Origin of the sequence: Clostridium sp. HCS.1 (genome assembly GCF_047900555.1) — a bacterium.
GTDB lineage: Bacteria > Bacillota > Clostridia > Clostridiales > Clostridiaceae > Clostridium.
The window spans coordinates 3,558,600-3,577,500 of the sequence record NZ_CP170704.1; the positions used below are offsets into that span (position 1 = coordinate 3,558,600).

Consider the following 18,901-nt stretch of genomic DNA (forward strand, 5'->3'; position numbering starts at 1 on the left):
TTATTATTAATATAAAATATACTAAACTATAACATTATTCGGAGTGTACTATGAGATATATAATATTTATTTTATTAATTTTAAGCATAGTCTTTATTTATTTTTATTATAATAAAAAAATAGAATTACTAAAAAAGCAGTTGTTCATTACAAGAAATCAATATTCAATAATAAGAAATAAATATAGTGAGCATAAAAGAGACCCAGAGAATTTATTAGTTAAATTCTCTGTTCCTAAATATAAAGGAGGTACATTAAAAGCAAACTCTATTTTATATATATCACCAATTGTATCTTCAAATATATTGGCACGTATAGATAATGATACTGAAATAGGAATTTTAGATTGTGCTGAATTTAATAATGAAACATGGTTTTATATAAACATACCAAATAAAAATAATATAAATAATAGGGGTTGGGTAAATTCTAAAGATATATCTATATTCTTTAGTACCTCTTCTATATATAAAACAAACTAAAAGGTTAGGAGAATGTTACCTCCTAACCTTTTTATATAGTACTTATCATAAAAAATATATATATTACAATAATTAAAATAAATGGGATATTTAATATACTTTCTTTACTCTTATCTGTTTCTATCAATGAATTTCCTTCTATTAAACTTCTCTTAGCTTTAATCTTTTCTAAAGCATAAATTATCAAAAACACAAATATTGAAAAAATAATAGCAATAACTCCATAGGTTATTAAAAGTAAAAGTTTTTCTTCTGAACTGATATTCTTAAGGCTAAACTCAGTATTTTCCATAGCCATTGGTAAATTCTCTGTAATTATTTTAGATATTTTAGCAAGTGTTACAGAAGTACCATTAATTATAAAGTGCATTATCATTGACGCATAAATACTATTGGTAATTCTAACTACTAAGGAAAATATAAACCCTAGCACTGCAGCATATAAAAATTGTTGTGCATCTAAGTGAAATATTCCAAAAAATAAACCAGTTATTGCTGCCGCTACATATTTATTTTTATTTTCATAACCTGAAAGTACAATACCTCTTAATGTAATTTCCTCTGTTATTGATGGTAATAAAGCTACTAATCCCAATAATAATACATAAGGAGTTGATGATATCTCATAAATAAATGAGCCAACTTCATTATTAAAAAAGAAGGTAGATATTAAAGATAAAAATGTCATAACTGGTTGAACAATAAATGCCAATAAAATTATTAATAATGTATCTTGCCAATGTAGCTTATTTAATCTTAATTTAATTTTAAATGAAGATTTAGTAACCAATAAATATATTATTGCTGGAACTAAAAATAAAATTACATGATTAAATAATAAAATAAATCTTAAATCTCTTATGCCTAAAACAGCATAAATTGGTCTTAAAGCATATGGACCCAATATTTCTAAAATAAGTATAATTAAAAAATATATATTTGCTTTCAAAACTTTTTTCATAATTTCTCCTTTTATATACATCCATAATATTCAATTAATATATTAAAATATATTCTTGCCCCATAGTATATGTATAATAATTTCGTTTATTGTAAATAATTATAATGAAGCGAGAAAGTTTCCACAGTTAATCGCCTCTCCCCCATTTTATTTATATACAAAAATAATCCCCTATTTGTTTTGAATAACATAAGGGGATTATTTAATTTTAATAATTCCTTATTAACTCTTTTCTTAATATATTTAATGCATTCATAGTAGCTTTTTTCCTTATAGACTCTCTATCTCCAGTAAGGTTTAATTTTTTAACTATAGTTTTGCCCTTTATAAATAATCCAACGTAAACTAGTCCTACTGGTTTCTCATCTGTTCCACCATCTGGTCCAGCTAGCCCAGTTGTAGATATTGCAATATCTGTATTCGCCATCTTTGCCATTCCTTCAGACATTTCTTTAGCAACTTCTTTACTTACCACTCCAAATTTATTTATAGTTTCTTTTTTAACCCCAAGTAATTTTATTTTCGCTTCATTAGAATAAGTAACAGCTCCTTCTTTAAAGACTTTTGATATTCCTGGATAAGCTATTAAAGTAGATGCAATCATTCCTCCAGTACAAGATTCAGCTGTAGAAATACTCATTTTTTTTTCACATAAAAGTTCAGCAACAACTGTATCTAATGATTTTTCTCCTTCTCCATATATATATTCTTCAAGAATGTACTTTATTTCATTACATTTTGAATTAATTAATTCATCACATTTATCTTCACTTTTCTCCTTAGCAGTAACCCTTAAAGTAACTTCATAATCTTTAGCATATGGTGCAACTGTAGGATTAGTACTTTCTTGAATTATATTATTTACTTTTTTCGCCATTAGGCTTTCTCCAATACCAAACATCCTTAAGGTTTTTGATTTAATAATTTCTCCTGTTAAGTTAGAAAGATATTTTACTACATGATCGGTAAACATTGCTCTCATTTCCTTTGGCGGTCCAGGTAGAATTATCAAAGTTTTATTATTATCAGAGATTATCGCTCCTGGTGCAGTTCCTTTTTCATTTGGTAAAATAACTGAACCTTCTGGAAAATATGCTTGCTTTTTATTTGCTTCTAGTATTTCTTCATCCTCAATATTTAAGTATTTTCTTATCCAATCTAATGATGGCTCATGAAATATCATTTTTTTATTAAAGTATTTTGCTCCTAACTCCTTAGTTAAATCATCTTGAGTTGGTCCTAATCCACCTGTTGTAATTATTATATCACATCTTTTAAAAGCTTCTTCGAATGCAGCTAAAACCCTTTCCTCATTATCGCCTATTACACATTGATGATATACATCTATTCCTAAAGTAGCTAACTCCTTAGCTAAAAATTGTGCATTAGTGTTCACTATGTCTCCTAATAATAATTCTGTTCCTATTGATATTAATTCTGCTTTCATTTTATCCTCCTGAATATATCTTATATTAAATATTTTACCATAAAATGAGAAAAGGCAACTAATCTCATAAAATGTGACCATACAAAAATTATTATGGTCACATTTCTAACTTGATTAGCTCCCTTATTACTCTATCTTATTTACATTTATATGGTATTTACCATCATTTTCAATTCCTTCTTTCAATATGGAGAATTTACTATCCTTTAGCATGGATGTGATAATATTTATATTTTCTATTTCTGAATTATCTAAAGTTATAGTAAAATTATCATTAGTATCTACAACACTCATATAATCGAATATGTTACTATATTCGCTAAGTCCCAAATGCCCATTTATATTCATTCTATAATCTGGCATAGCGTTCCTCCTAAGCTTCATCATTTGTTTTTAATATAATATTAATATGTTTTCACATATGATGCTATTTATACATTTTACAAATAGTTAATTTTTAGCATTTTCCTCAATTATTTTCTTAGATTCCGCTTCTGGGACTTCTTCATATCTTTCGAATTCACTTGTAAAGCTGCCTCTAGCTTGTGTCATTGATCTTAAATCAGTTGTATATTTAAACATTTCTGCTAAAGGAACCTCAGCATTAACTTTTTGAAGGTTGCCATCTTGCTCCATTCCTAAAACTCTTCCACGTCTCTTGTTAATATCTCCTATAATGTCTCCCATATATTCATCTGGAACATAAATTTCTACCTTCATTATTGGTTCTAATAATATAGGTTTTGCCTGTTCTAGTCCTTTTTTAAATGCAATAGAGGTTGCCATTTTAAATGCCATTTCTGAAGAATCAACTGGATGATATGAACCATCATGTAATGTTGCTCTTAAACTTACTACAGGATATCCTGCTAAAACGCCCTTATCCATGCATTCTCTTAGACCTTTTTCAACTGCTGGTATAAAGTTTCTCGGAACAACGCCTCCAACAACATTATCAACAAATTCTAATTCTATTTCTCCATCTTTTCTTGGTTCAAATTTAATTTTTACATCTCCATATTGTCCATGTCCACCTGATTGTTTTTTATGTTTACCTTGAACATCAGCTACACCTTTTATTGTTTCTCTATATGGAACTTTTGGTATTCTTAAAATAACCTCTGCTCCAAATTTATTTTTCAGTTTACTAGCTATTACTTCTAAGTGAGTTTCTCCAATTCCTGAAATTATAGTTTCTGCATTTTCAGTATCTCTTGTTACTGTGAAAGTTGGATCTTCTTCTAATAATTTTTGAAGTGATGCTGATATTTTATCTTCATCTCCCTTTGACTTTGGAAGAACGGACATTGAAATATTTGGTTTTGGAAAATTCATCTTATCATATATGATTTTATTATTAATGTCACATAATGTATCTCCGGTTTCAGTATATTGTAGCTTTGCCACTGCAGCTATATCTCCAGCAATTACTTCTTTCGTAGGTATTTGATTTTTTCCTCTCATGAAAAATATATTTGCTAATTTTTCTGTTTTATCTTTATTACTATTAACTACTGTTATTTCATTATTTAATTTTCCTGTAATTACTCTAAACAAAGAAATCTTTCCAACGAATGGGTCTGCTATTGTTTTAAAGACTAATGCAGAAAATGGCTTATCTTCATCAAGATTTATGAAAACCTCTTCATCTTCTTTAACATTTATTGCTTTTTGCGGAATTGAATATTTAGGTGATGGGAAACATTCTACAACATCTTCAAGGAAACATCTCATTCCTATAACTTTTAATGCACTACCACACATTACAGGTGCTATATCCCCAGATGCACAACCTTCTATTAATCCATTATATATTTCTTGATCACTTAATTCGCCCTCACTAAAATATTTGTCTAATAATTCTTCGTTAGTTTCAGCAACTGCCTCCATTATCATTCTCTTACATTCATCTATCTTATCTAATAATTCTTCTGGTACATCTACTTCTATTATTTCTTTTGTTTTCGAATCATGAATTCTAGCTTTTTTAGAAATTACATTTATAACTCCTTTAAATTCATCTTCTACTCCGATAGGATATTGTACAGGAACAACGCTTATTCCAAATTTCTCTTTTAATTGTGCTAACGTTCTATCATAACTTGAATTTTCTCTATCTAATTTATTTATAAAAAATGTTCTTGGTAATTTTATCTTATTACAATAATCCCAAGCCTTTTCTGTTCCAACCTTTACTCCAGATACTCCTGACACAACTATTGTTGCAACATCAACAGCTCTCATTCCTTGAATAAGTTCTCCTGAAAAATCAAAGTATCCAGGTATATCTACTAAATTAATTTTAGTATTATTAAATTCTATAGGTGCTATAGATGCTGAAAGTGATATTCCTCTCTTTTTTTCTTCTGGATCAAAGTCTGAAACTGTTGTTCCATCTTCTACTTTACCTAACCTATCAGTATTACCTGTATGATATAGTAAAGCTTCTATTAATGATGTTTTTCCTGATCCTCCATGTCCTATTAATCCAATATTCCTTAAGTTTTCTATGGTATAACTTTTCATACTCTATCATAATATTTACTAAATATTATGATTCCACCTGCCTTTCATTTAAAATCTAATTAGTTTTTGAATTAATTCGTTTTTTAATTGTATTTATTCTTCTGTACATAAATTTTAAATTATTGGTACTTATAGTAAGTATCTTAAGTAATTTTTAACTAAAGTTTTATGGTAATTATAGAATAACATAAATTTAATAAAATTTCCAGAATATTCAGTTTATTAGTGTATGTGGAATATACCTTATATATTTTTATTTGGAAAGATTATATTAAGTATTCTAAGATTTTCTATCTAAATTTTTAACATCTTCTATAATTGTTAATCATCTTTATAGTTAAAAAATATCTTTTACTTCATTTATAAAAAAATAATATTAATACTGTATTAATATTATTTATTCTAAATAATATCTAATTATGAAATATTATTATCACATTAAACTTTAAGGATTAACTTTTCTCAAAGAAAAAGGAGTTGTAAAAACAACTCCTAAAAATATATCTATTTCTAAAATACTTATATTAACTTTATACTTTATTTAAGAATCAATTATTATCTATATTGTTACCCCAACACCAGGTCCCAATTGTAATCCAAACATATACCATATTATAAGTAAAATTGTCCAAGAAACTAAAAAGGCTATTGAATAAGGTACCATAGTAGTAATTAATGTACCTACACCTGACTTTTTATCATATCTCTCTGCAAAAGCAACAATTAATGCAAAGTAACTCATAAGTGGTGAAATAATGTTTGTTGTTGAATCCCCTATTCTATAAGCCATTTGTACCAATGCAGGTGATGTTCCTAATTTCATTAACATAGGTATAAAAACTGGTGCCATTATAGCCCACTTTGCTGAAGCGGATCCCATAAATAAGTTTATAAATGCTGTTAACAATACAAATGATATTATTAGAGGAATTCCTGTAAATCCTATTCCTTCTAAGAAATTAGCTCCATTAACAGCTATTACAATTCCAATGTTTGTATAATTAAAATACTGAACAAATTGAGCTGCAAAGAAAACTAATACAATATATCCTCCCATTGTTGCCATACTTTTAGCCATTAAAGCAATCACATCTTTATCGCTTTTTATACTCTTACATCCAATTCCATATGCAACTCCTGGAATAAAGAAAAATAAAGAAATTATCATAACTATAGAATCCATAAATGGAGAATTTAATATTTCATTAGTCTCTGGATTTCTTAGTACTCCATTTGGAAGTAAAGAAATAATAAGTAAAATTATAAATATAATCATTGATATTCCAGCAAACTTTAATCCTCTTTTTTCTTCTGCTGTAATATCATTTAAATTTGCCTTTTCGTCTCCATCATATTTACCAAGCTTAGGTTCTACAACTTTCTCAGTTATTATAGTACCCACTATAGTTATTATCAAAGTAGAAGCGATAATAAAGTACCAGTTATCTGCTGGTCCTACAAAAGCATCTGAAGAAAACAATTTAGCTCCTTCTGTAGATATACCAGCTAATAGTGCATCTGTTGGACCTGCTAATAAGTTGGCACTATATCCACCAGATACTCCTGCAAAAGCTGCAGCTAACCCTGCCATTGGATGCCTTCCAAAGCTTAGAAAAATTATAGCACCAAGAGGAACAAGTACAACATAACCTGCATCAGATGCTATACTTGACATAACACCTGAAAATACTACCACAACTGTAATTAATCTTTTTGGTGTACTTGTAACTAATTTTGTTAGTAAAGTTCCTATAAGTCCTGTTCCTTCTGCAACACCAACTCCAAGTAATGCCACTAAAACTGTCCCTAATGGAGCAAAACTAGTAAAATTCTTAACTGCGGAAGTAAACATATATCTAATTCCATCTGGAGTTAAAAGGCTAATTACCTTTGCTGACATCTCCTTTATTTCCATTGTACTTCTATCTAGCCCAGTATAAGTTACAGAAACACCCATTTTTGCCATTATAGCAGATACAAATACAATAATGGCACACAATATTACAAAAATAGTACCTGGGTGAGGTAACTTATTACCAATACTTTCGATTGCCCCTAAAATCCCCGTATTACTTTTAACGCTTTTTTCTTTTGTTTTCATATTCTGTCCCCCTCAAATTGAATATTAAATTATGTTAAAATTTCATTATTTATTTAATTCAAATTTGTATAATTTTAGATTAAATACAAACTCATTATATAATCATATTAAACTTTTTTCAAGTTTTCTTATTAATTTTATTAAAATTTATTAATAAAATTAATATTATTTTATCAATATTGTATTAAAATGAAACTATCTTGAAAATATATAATCTTAGATAAGTCATTATATATTTCATTTTATTATTTAATAAATACTTGATTATTCATTCCTGAGGGTTTAATGCAAGATTGCTTTGTAATAATTTCATTTAAGTGACTTATATATAAGTTATAAAAATATAAGGACAGCTATCAGCTGCCCTTACCTTTTCTTAATTTAAATTTATCAATTATAGTTATTATAATATATCCGACAATTCCACCTATAGTATCTATTAGCACATCCTTAAATGCCATATTTCTTCCTGGTATAAAATTTTGATGAAATTCATCTGTACATGCATAAAGAAATACAAAAATAATTAAATATAACCTTACTTGTTTTTCTCTAGTATATTTTATTGAAACATTATATGCTAGAAAGAATAAGATCATATACTCTGAAAAATGAGCTGCTTTTCTTACTATAAATGTTGCAAGTTCTCCAAAATAATCATTTAATTCTATTCCAATAAGACTAAATACTTTTAATAATAAATCACTTTGGCTACTTGAAATTTCTCCTGGTTGGTGTGACATTAAAAAGATTAATATCATCCACGCAATTAATAAAACCCATGCTATCCTCTTTTTATGTTTATCCATAAACTCTCCTTCTGTTTATATAGTTAATTTTTTTCAACTAAGTACCTATTTATATATGCAAGCGATTGTTCCAATATACTTTGACTGCCTTCTAAACCCTTAACATTAACTTCTAAATTGCATATTCTTTGCTCTACCAAAGTCATTATTTGCTTTATATCATTTAAAAGTTTTGCTTCATAAGATACTTGTACACCATCTAAGTCAACATACACCTTTTCAGGTGTATCTCCACATTTTGCGCATTGCATATATATATTATTTTTTTCTATATCCCTATAAACTTTAAAAGTATCATTATTACAACTACAGCAATTAGGCATTATTATATATTCATTTTTGCTCACATCTATATTATATCTAGATTTACATTCAGAGCAAACTAAATTTAAGCTATCTTCTTTACTTTCTAAATTAAATCTATTACCACTGCACCCATCCTTAATACACACAACAGTTCTTATCATTTTTACTCCCCCTCATTAAATAGAAAGATTACTTCTTTACAATTTAATATGCTGTATTCTAATAATTTATTCTTAAATATTAAATACACATAAAGTAAAATAGACCTAAACTTATTATTTAGATCTATTAAGTATTTGCCTATTCGTTATTTAGCTCTTTTAACTTTTCTTCTATTTCTTTTATTAATTCATCTAATGTATTCGTATTCTTTCCTGATAATACTAATTTCCTTTTTTCTAACTTTAAATCTACTAATTTTCGCTCTAAGTCATCCCTTTTGCCCATACAAACACTTCCCATCTAAGGATAAGACCTTAACCTTTGATAATAATTAATTTATTCTTATATTAATTATATATTATTTTTTATCCTATTCCTATTTAAAAATTTAGGCAATTTTTAAATTTTTTCTCTCTTTATCAACAAATAGTTACATTTATCACTTAAAATCAATATATATTAACATAATTTATGTAATATCAATTTGAAATATAATAAGATAAAAAAAAGAAGTTATATTACTATAACTTCTTGGTGGAGGTAAAGGGATTCGAACCCTTGACCCCTTGCGTGCAAGGCAAGTGCTCTCCCAACTGAGCTATACCCCCAAATATGGTGGACCTTCAGGGACTCGAACCCCGGGCCGACCGGTTATGAGCCGGTTGCTCTAACCAACTGAGCTAAAGATCCTTATTCACCTGGCAACGTCCTACTCTCCCACACAGTCTCCCATGCAGTACCATCGGCGCTGTAGAGCTTAACTTTCCTGTTCGGAATGGAAAGGAGTGTTTCCTCTACGCCATCATCACCAGATCACATTAACATTATATTGTAAATCAAATATACTGTCAACTACTTTTTTAGAGAACTTTATTCTCTGAAAATTGCACATGAATGAGAGCCAAAATCTTTGATTTTGTTTCTCGAATTTACTCAACTTGTTGAGTTTCATTCTTGAATATTTATTGGTCAAGCCCTCGACCTATTAGTATCAGTCAGCTAAATATGTTACCACACTTACACCTCTGACCTATCAACCTTGTGTTCTTCAAGGGGTCTTACTAGCTTATGCTATGGGAAATCTCATCTTGAGGGGGGCTTCACGCTTAGATGCTTTCAGCGTTTATCCCTTCCCGACTTAGCTACCCAGCCATGCTCCTGGCGGAACAACTGGTGCACCAGAGGTCAGTCCATCCCGGTCCTCTCGTACTAAGGACAGCTCCTCTCAAATTTCCTACGCCCGCGACGGATAGGGACCGAACTGTCTCACGACGTTCTGAACCCAGCTCGCGTGCCGCTTTAATGGGCGAACAGCCCAACCCTTGGGACCTACTACAGCCCCAGGATGCGACGAGCCGACATCGAGGTGCCAAACCTCCCCGTCGATGTGGACTCTTGGGGGAGATCAGCCTGTTATCCCCGAGGTAGCTTTTATCCGTTGAGCGATGGCCCTCCCACGAGGTACCACCGGATCACTAAGCCCGACTTTCGTCCCTGCTCCACTTGTGGGTGTCGCAGTCAGGCTCCCTTCTGCCTTTGCACTCTACGAACGATTTCCGACCGTTCTGAGGGAACCTTTGGGCGCCTCCGTTACATTTTAGGAGGCGACCGCCCCAGTCAAACTGCCCACCTAACAATGTCCTGTCACCAGATTCATGGCGTCCAGTTAGAATCCCAATACTATCAGGGTGGTATCCCAAGGTTGACTCCACCAAGGCTGACGCCCTAGTTTCTCAGTCTCCCACCTATCCTGTACAGACAATATCGGAACTCAATGCTAAGCTACAGTAAAGCTCTACGGGGTCTTTCCGTCCAATCGCGGGTAGCGAGCATCTTCACTCGCACTACAACTTCGCCGGATTTGCAGTTGAGACAGTGCCCAAGTCATTACGCCATTCGTGCGGGTCAGAACTTACCTGACAAGGAATTTCGCTACCTTAGGACCGTTATAGTTACGGCCGCCGTTTACTGGGGCTTAAGTTCACACCTTCGCTTGCGCTAAGTGTTCCCCTTAACCTTCCAGCACCGGGCAGGCGTCAGCCCCTATACATCAGCTTACGCTTTAGCAGAGACCTGTGTTTTTGCTAAACAGTTGCTTGGGCCTATTCTCTGCGGCCTGCTCTCGCAGGCACCCCTTCTCGCTAACTTACGGGGTCAATTTGCCTAGTTCCTTAACTGCAATTCTTCCGATGGCCTTAGGATTCTCTCCTCATCTACCTGTGTCGGTTTGCGGTACGGGCACTATTTCTCTCTCTAGATGCTTTTCTTGGAAGCAGGGAATCAGATACTTCAGCCTAAATGGCCTTCCCCATCACACCTCAGGATTGTTAAGACGGATTTGCCTATCTTAACTCCCTAAATGCTTAGACTAGCATTTCCAATCGCTAGCACATCCTATCCTTCTCCGTCACACCATCGATAATAACGATAATAGTGGTATTGGAATATCAACCAATTGTCCATCACCTACGCCTTTCGGCCTCGGCTTAGGTCCCGACTAACCCTGGGCGGACGAGCCTTCCCCAGGAAACCTTAGATTTTCGGCCTGTAAGATTCTCACTTACATCTCGCTACTAATGCCAACATTCTCACTCGTAATCAGTCCACCGCTCCTTACGGTACGACTTCAGCCCGATTACGACGCTCCTCTACCGCTCAAGTAATCTTGAGCCCGTAGCTTCGGTGGTAAGTTTGAGCCCCGGACATTTTCGGCGCAGGATCTCTCGACTAGTGAGCTATTACGCACTCTTTAAATGAGTGGCTGCTTCTAAGCCAACATCCTAGTTGTCTTAGAAATCCCACATCCTTTACCACTTAACTTACACTTTGGGACCTTAGCTGACGATCTGGGCTTTTTCCCTTTTGACCACGGATCTTATCATTCGTAGTCTGACTGCCGGACTAATAGTATATGGCATTCGGAGTTTGATAAGGTTCGGTAAGCGATATGCCCCCTAGCCCATTCAGTGCTCTACCTCCATTACTCATATCCGACGCTAGCCCTAAAGCTATTTCGAGGAGAACCAGCTATCTCCGAGTTCGATTGGAATTTCTCCGCTATCCACAGCTCATCCCATGCTTTTTCAACAGCAACGTGGTTCGGTCCTCCACGGGGTTTTACCCCCGCTTCAACCTGGCCATGGATAGGTCACCCGGTTTCGGGTCTACGGCATGCAACTAGTCGCCCTATTAAGACTCGGTTTCCCTTCGGCTCCGTACCTTAAGTACTTAACCTTGCTACATACCGTAACTCGTTGGCTCGTTCTACAAAAAGCACGTCATCACCCTCATAAGGGGCTTTGACCGGTTGTAGGCACACGGTTTCAGGTTCTATTTCACTCCCCTCCCGGGGTTCTTTTCACCTTTCCCTCACGGTACTTCTTCACTATCGGTCATCAGGTAGTATTTAGCCTTGGGAGGTGGTCCTCCCTGCTTCCCACAAGGTTTCACGTGTCTCGTGGTACTCTGGATCAGAACTTGGTTATTATAATTTTCACTTACGTGGCTATTACACTCTGTGGCCCAACTTTCCAGTTGTGTTCGATTAATTATAATTTTCCGTTAATGTTCTGTCCGCAACCCCAGAGATAAATCTCTGGTTTGGGCTCTTTCCCTTTCGCTCGCCGCTACTAAGAAAATCGATTTTTCTTTCTCTTCCTCTAGGTACTTAGATGTTTCAGTTCCCTAGGTTTACCTTCCTGTAACTATTTATTCATCACAGGATACATGGGGTTTCCCATGTGAGTTCCCTCATTCGGAAATCTTCGGATCACTGGCTATGTGCGCCTACCCGAAGCTTATCGCAGCTTATCACGTCCTTCATCGGCTCCTGATGCCAAGGCATTCACCATGCGCCCTTTGTAGCTTGACCTTTTAAAAAGTAATTTATTACAAAGTTATTCACAAAGAATATTTTTGGCTTGTTGTTATTTTTATTCATGTGCAATTTTCAAAGAACATGGCCAGACATCCAAAATCTATGATTTTGATATGGTCGGCTACTTCTCTTTAGAGAAGCTTGAAGAACTTAGTCCTTCAAAATTGAACAGAAGTTAAGATAAACCATCTTCTAAGTTATACTAGATAAGCGCCATGCTTACTAGATTTCTCCATAGAAAGGAGGTGATCCAGCCGCAGGTTCTCCTACGGCTACCTTGTTACGACTTCACCCCAATCGCTGACCCTACCTTAGGTCGCTGCCTCCCTTACGGGTTAGCTCACGAACTTTGGGTATTGCCAACTCTCATGGTGTGACGGGCGGTGTGTACAAGGCCCGGGAACGTATTCACCGCGACATTCTGATTCGCGATTACTAGCAACTCCAGCTTCATGTAGGCGAGTTTCAGCCTACAATCCGAACTGAGACAAGTTTTATAGTTTAGCTCCACCTCGCGGTATCGCATCTCTTTGTACTTGCCATTGTAGCACGTGTGTAGCCCTAGACATAAGGGGCATGATGATTTGACGTCATCCCCACCTTCCTCCCGGTTAACCCGGGCAGTCTCGCTAGAGTGCTCAACTAAATGGTAGCAACTAACAATAAGGGTTGCGCTCGTTGCGGGACTTAACCCAACATCTCACGACACGAGCTGACGACAACCATGCACCACCTGTCATCCTGTCCCCGAAAGGACTTCCTCGATTAAGAGTAATGCAGGAGATGTCAAGTCTAGGTAAGGTTCTTCGCGTTGCTTCGAATTAAACCACATGCTCCGCTGCTTGTGCGGGCCCCCGTCAATTCCTTTGAGTTTTAATCTTGCGACCGTACTCCCCAGGCGGAATACTTAATGCGTTAGCGGCGGCACAGAGGTCATGACAACCCCTACACCTAGTATTCATCGTTTACGGCGTGGACTACCAGGGTATCTAATCCTGTTTGCTCCCCACGCTTTCGAGCCTCAGCGTCAGTTACAGTCCAGAGAGTCGCCTTCGCCACTGGTGTTCTTCCTAATCTCTACGCATTTCACCGCTACACTAGGAATTCCACTCTCCTCTCCTGCACTCTAGACTTCCAGTTTGAAATGCAGCCCCCAGGTTGAGCCTGGGTATTTCACATCTCACTTAAAAGTCCGCCTACGCTCCCTTTACGCCCAGTAAATCCGGACAACGCTCGCCACCTACGTATTACCGCGGCTGCTGGCACGTAGTTAGCCGTGGCTTCCTCCTCAGGTACCGTCATTATCGTCCCTGAAGACAGAGCTTTACGATCCGAAGACCTTCATCACTCACGCGGCGTTGCTGCATCAGGGTTTCCCCCATTGTGCAATATTCCCCACTGCTGCCTCCCGTAGGAGTCTGGGCCGTGTCTCAGTCCCAATGTGGCCGATCACCCTCTCAGGTCGGCTACGCATCGTCGCCTTGGTGAGCCGTTACCTCACCAACTAGCTAATGCGCCGCGGGCCCATCTTATAGCGGATTGCTCCTTTAATTACTCTTTCATGCGAAAGTGCAATGTTATGCGGTATTAATCTTCCTTTCGGAAGGCTATTCCCCTCTATAAGGCAGGTTGCCCACGTGTTACTCACCCGTCCGCCGCTAGGTTTGTTCCCGAAGGAACTCTCCTCGCTCGACTTGCATGTGTTAGGCACGCCGCCAGCGTTCGTCCTGAGCCAGGATCAAACTCTCAATAAAAAGTTTAATCTGTTGCTCAAATTACTTTGAGTCTTAATCAATGTAACAACGCTTCCTGTTCTCAGCGTTGTAAGTTCGAATTACTAAATTAAAATTTAGATTCTCACTTAAGACTTAAAAGAATTGCTGGTTTACTTTATACTTAACTTATATTCTGTTCAATTTTCAAAGACCATTTTCTTCGTCGCCCTCAAGCGACTTCCTTATCTTATCACTTTCAAATTTCCTTGTCAACATATTTTTTATTGAATTTTTTCATTCAACTTTGCTGACTTGAAAACTTGTTCTGTAAGGAACGATTTACATAATATCATATTAATACCCTTTCACTTTAAAACTAATTCTTAATATATTATATTTTTCTCCTTATTATATATAATTATGTACATTATTCTATGTTTTTTATATATTGATACATGTGGATTAGTTGTTGTTAATATATTAGTTAATAAGTACCTAACAATAAAATTATTAGGTATTTATTTTTAAAATATTTTAGAATTTATAATATAATTATTTATTATTTTATTCTTTTTTGTAATAAAATTTAAACTACTTATCCAAGTATTTTAAATTATATATTTTTATACTATAACATTATTCTTTATTACATATTTCTTATATATTATGCCACTTTTAATTATTACCTTTCTACCTATTATATAATTTACTAATTCTTGTATATATGACACATTTACTATTATATAATTATTTGCCTAGTATTTTTTTAATAAAAAACTAGTTATTTACCTTTTTAATTTATAAAAATTAATCTATTATGATAAAAAAATTCACTACCTATACTTATACCTCAAATCTCATTGTTTATATCAAAATAAGAATTTATTCAAAAAAGATATCATTTAAATTCATCTCTCCACCCCATAAAATTTTAAAATTGTACTTTATATATTCATATTTTTTTATATAAGGCGATACTATTTACTAATCTATTAATAACTAGAGATATTATTATAATATATACTTAAATATTTATATTATTTTCATAAAGTATATTGTATGTTTTTCTTGCTTATTATTTCATATTTTCTTTAACATTCATATGATTTTATGACTCCCTTATATCTTTTATTTTTTTACTTTGCTGAACTATAAATAAGCACATACTCTATTGTATTAGTAATTACAAATTTATTTACCTTCTAAAAGAACATCTATTACTACAAGAATACATCAGCATATTTTTCACTATTAGGCTTTATCTTTTTACAACAATCTATTTTATCTATATTATCTATAGATAAAGTAGTATATATTCTTATTTATATCTATCTATATATTTTATATTTTGATATATAGCAAAATTTGAACAGTTACTTAAGGTAAATGTAATTATTTCATATTTTTTTAGAATGAGACACCTGATTTGCAATTTTTTATTAATACTTAGACTCTCCATCTCCGACTTCAAGCTAAAATCATTGCTATAATCTCTTTTTACTAATATTTACTCTTTTCACTATATTTAAAATAATAAAAGTCACTTTGATCTTAATATATATGTTATGTAATTTAGCTAATTAAAATATTTTAATAACAAAAAAGACTTAAGATAAATCTTAAGTCTTTTATAACCTGGCAACGTCCTACTCTCCCACACAGTCTCCCATGCAGTACCATCGGCGCTGTAGAGCTTAACTTTCCTGTTCGGAATGGAAAGGAGTGTTTCCTCTACGCCATCATCACCAGATAAGTGACGGTCCAAATTTTAATTTGGTTACCGGAACTTATGCAAATTGCCTTAGCAATTTGTATTCCTTTTTAAGAATCTTGTACTCCTAAGCTTTGCTTAGTGAGTTTCCTTTTCAGAGTGTTCTCTGAAGATTGCACATGAATTAATAACATTATTTTATTGGTCAAGCCCTCGACCTATTAGTATCAGTCAGCTAAATATGTTACCACACTTACACCTCTGACCTATCAACCTTGTGTTCTTCAAGGGGTCTTACTAGCTTATGCTATGGGAAATCTCATCTTGAGGGGGGCTTCACGCTTAGATGCTTTCAGCGTTTATCCCTTCCCGACTTAGCTACCCAGCCATGCTCCTGGCGGAACAACTGGTGCACCAGAGGTCAGTCCATCCCGGTCCTCTCGTACTAAGGACAGCTCCTCTCAAATTTCCTACGCCCGCGACGGATAGGGACCGAACTGTCTCACGACGTTCTGAACCCAGCTCGCGTGCCGCTTTAATGGGCGAACAGCCCAACCCTTGGGACCTACTACAGCCCCAGGATGCGACGAGCCGACATCGAGGTGCCAAACCTCCCCGTCGATGTGGACTCTTGGGGGAGATCAGCCTGTTATCCCCGAGGTAGCTTTTATCCGTTGAGCGATGGCCCTCCCACGAGGTACCACCGGATCACTAAGCCCGACTTTCGTCCCTGCTCCACTTGTGGGTGTCGCAGTCAGGCTCCCTTCTGCCTTTGCACTCTACGAACGATTTCCGACCGTTCTGAGGGAACCTTTGGGCGCCTCCGTTACATTTTAGGAGGCGACCGCCCCAGTCAAACTGCCCACCTAACAATGTCCTGTCACCAGATTCATGGCGTCCAGTTAGAATCCCAATACTATCAGGGTGGTATCCCAAGGTTGACTCCACCAAGGCTGACGCCCTAGTTTCTCAGTCTCCCACCTATCCTGTACAGACAATATCGGAACTCAATGCTAAGCTACAGTAAAGCTCTACGGGGTCTTTCCGTCCAATCGCGGGTAGCGAGCATCTTCACTCGCACTACAACTTCGCCGGATTTGCAGTTGAGACAGTGCCCAAGTCATTACGCCATTCGTGCGGGTCAGAACTTACCTGACAAGGAATTTCGCTACCTTAGGACCGTTATAGTTACGGCCGCCGTTTACTGGGGCTTAAGTTCACACCTTCGCTTGCGCTAAGTGTTCCCCTTAACCTTCCAGCACCGGGCAGGCGTCAGCCCCTATACATCAGCTTACGCTTTAGCAGAGACCTGTGTTTTTGCTAAACAGTTGCTTGGGCCTATTCTCTGCGGCCTGCTCTCGCAGGCACCCCTTCTCGCTAACTTACGGGGTCAATTTGCCTAGTTCCTTAACTGCAATTCTTCCGATGGCCTTAGGATTCTCTCCTCATCTACCTGTGTCGGTTTGCGGTACGGGCACTATTTCTCTTTCTAGATGCTTTTCTTGGAAGCAGGGAATCAGATACTTCAGCCTAAATGGCCTTCCCCATCACACCTCAGGATTGTTAAGACGGATTTGCCTATCTTAACTCCCTAAATGCTTAGACTAGCATTTCCAATCGCTAGCACATCCTATCCTTCTCCGTCACACCATCGATAATAACGATAATAGTGGTATTGGAATATCAACCAATTGTCCATCACCTACGCCTTTCGGCCTCGGCTTAGGTCCCGACTAACCCTGGGCGGACGAGCCTTCCCCAGGAAACCTTAGATTTTCGGCCTGTAAGATTCTCACTTACATCTCGCTACTAATGCCAACATTCTCACTCGTAATCAGTCCACCGCTCCTTACGGTACGACTTCAGCCCGATTACGACGCTCCTCTACCGCTCAAGTAATCTTGAGCCCGTAGCTTCGGTGGTAAGTTTGAGCCCCGGACATTTTCGGCGCAGGATCTCTCGACTAGTGAGCTATTACGCACTCTTTAAATGAGTGGCTGCTTCTAAGCCAACATCCTAGTTGTCTTAGAAATCCCACATCCTTTACCACTTAACTTACACTTTGGGACCTTAGCTGACGATCTGGGCTTTTTCCCTTTTGACCACGGATCTTATCATTCGTAGTCTGACTGCCGGACTAATAGTATATGGCATTCGGAGTTTGATAAGGTTCGGTAAGCGATATGCCCCCTAGCCCATTCAGTGCTCTACCTCCATTACTCATATCCGACGCTAGCCCTAAAGCTATTTCGAGGAGAACCAGCTATCTCCGAGTTCGATTGGAATTTCTCCGCTATCCACAGCTCATCCCATGCTTTTTCAACAGCAACGTGGTTCGGTCCTCCACGGGGTTTTACCCCCGCTTCAACCTGGCCATGGATAGGTCACCCGGTTTCGGGTCTACGGCATGCAACTAGTCGCCCTATTAAGACTCGGTTTCCCTTCGGCTCCGTACCTTAAGTACTTAACCTTGCTACATACCGTAACTCGTTGGCTCGTTCTACAAAAAGCACGTCATCACCCTCATAAGGGGCTTTGACCGGTTGTAGGCACACGGTTTCAGGTTCTATTTCACTCCCCTCCCGGGGTTCTTTTCACCTTTCCCTCACGGTACTTCTTCACTATCGGTCATCAGGTAGTATTTAGCCTTGGGAGGTGGTCCTCCCTGCTTCCCACAAGGTTTCACGTGTCTCGTGGTACTCTGGATCAGAACTTGGTTATTATAATTTTCACTTACGTGGCTATTACACTCTGTGGCCCAACTTTCCAGTTGTGTTCGATTAATTATAATTTTCCGTTAATGT

The 18,901-nt window shown here is 36.0% G+C and carries 9 protein-coding genes, 2 tRNA genes and 5 rRNA genes (1 of these 16 running past the window's edge); 1 reads left to right on the top strand and 15 read right to left on the bottom strand.

Annotation, left to right across the window (positions count from 1 at the left end; genetic code table 11):
• The first annotated feature begins 50 nt into the window (after positions 1-50).
• Positions 51-482 carry a hypothetical protein gene (locus ACFYH6_RS17085; protein ID WP_316345215.1) on the top strand — a complete coding sequence of 144 codons (432 nt, stop codon included), beginning with the start codon at positions 51-53 and terminating at the stop codon, positions 480-482.
• Between the two features lie 31 nt (positions 483-513).
• Here ACFYH6_RS17085 and ACFYH6_RS17090 read toward each other — a convergent pair whose 3' ends face one another.
• The 15 genes from ACFYH6_RS17090 to ACFYH6_RS17160 all read right to left on the bottom strand — a co-directional run.
• Positions 514-1,443 carry a type II CAAX endopeptidase family protein gene (locus ACFYH6_RS17090; RefSeq protein ID WP_316345216.1) on the bottom strand — a complete coding sequence of 310 codons (930 nt, stop codon included), beginning with the start codon at positions 1,441-1,443 and terminating at the stop codon, positions 514-516.
• A 208-nt stretch (positions 1,444-1,651) separates the two neighbouring features.
• Entirely contained in the window at positions 1,652-2,890 is a 1,239-nt protein-coding gene (locus ACFYH6_RS17095; RefSeq protein ID WP_416180535.1) for a competence/damage-inducible protein A, read from the bottom strand.
• A 126-nt stretch (positions 2,891-3,016) separates the two neighbouring features.
• Positions 3,017-3,253 (bottom strand): hypothetical protein, encoded by a 237-nt coding sequence (locus tag ACFYH6_RS17100; protein ID WP_316345218.1) that lies wholly within the window; start codon positions 3,251-3,253, stop codon positions 3,017-3,019.
• An 87-nt stretch (positions 3,254-3,340) separates the two neighbouring features.
• Positions 3,341-5,416 carry an elongation factor G gene (gene fusA, locus ACFYH6_RS17105; RefSeq protein ID WP_416180536.1) on the bottom strand — a complete coding sequence of 692 codons (2,076 nt, stop codon included), beginning with the start codon at positions 5,414-5,416 and terminating at the stop codon, positions 3,341-3,343.
• A gap of 559 nt (positions 5,417-5,975) precedes the next feature.
• Positions 5,976-7,517 (bottom strand): AbgT family transporter, encoded by a 1,542-nt coding sequence (locus ACFYH6_RS17110; RefSeq protein WP_416180537.1) that lies wholly within the window; start codon positions 7,515-7,517, stop codon positions 5,976-5,978.
• A 356-nt stretch (positions 7,518-7,873) separates the two neighbouring features.
• Positions 7,874-8,326 carry a VanZ family protein gene (locus ACFYH6_RS17115; RefSeq protein ID WP_416180538.1) on the bottom strand — a complete coding sequence of 151 codons (453 nt, stop codon included), beginning with the start codon at positions 8,324-8,326 and terminating at the stop codon, positions 7,874-7,876.
• A 23-nt stretch (positions 8,327-8,349) separates the two neighbouring features.
• Positions 8,350-8,793, bottom strand: a complete 444-nt coding sequence (locus ACFYH6_RS17120) for a hypothetical protein (RefSeq protein WP_416180539.1) — start codon at positions 8,791-8,793, stop codon at positions 8,350-8,352.
• Between the two features lie 139 nt (positions 8,794-8,932).
• Entirely contained in the window at positions 8,933-9,079 is a 147-nt protein-coding gene (locus ACFYH6_RS17125) for a hypothetical protein (protein WP_316345604.1), read from the bottom strand.
• 247 nt (positions 9,080-9,326) lie between these two features.
• Positions 9,327-9,402, bottom strand: a tRNA-Ala gene (locus tag ACFYH6_RS17130).
• Between the two features lie 5 nt (positions 9,403-9,407).
• Positions 9,408-9,484: transfer RNA gene (locus ACFYH6_RS17135), tRNA-Ile, on the bottom strand.
• 6 nt (positions 9,485-9,490) lie between these two features.
• Positions 9,491-9,607 (bottom strand): 5S ribosomal RNA (gene rrf / locus ACFYH6_RS17140).
• A 152-nt stretch (positions 9,608-9,759) separates the two neighbouring features.
• Positions 9,760-12,665, bottom strand: a 23S ribosomal RNA gene (locus ACFYH6_RS17145).
• Positions 12,666-12,909: 244 nt separating this feature from the next.
• Positions 12,910-14,425 (bottom strand): 16S ribosomal RNA (locus ACFYH6_RS17150).
• Between the two features lie 1,594 nt (positions 14,426-16,019).
• A 5S ribosomal RNA gene (rrf, locus tag ACFYH6_RS17155) occupies positions 16,020-16,136 on the bottom strand.
• A gap of 162 nt (positions 16,137-16,298) precedes the next feature.
• Positions 16,299-18,901 (bottom strand): 23S ribosomal RNA (locus ACFYH6_RS17160); it runs 303 nt beyond the window's last position.
• Together the 16S, 23S and 5S rRNA genes with 2 tRNA genes alongside form the textbook arrangement of a ribosomal RNA operon.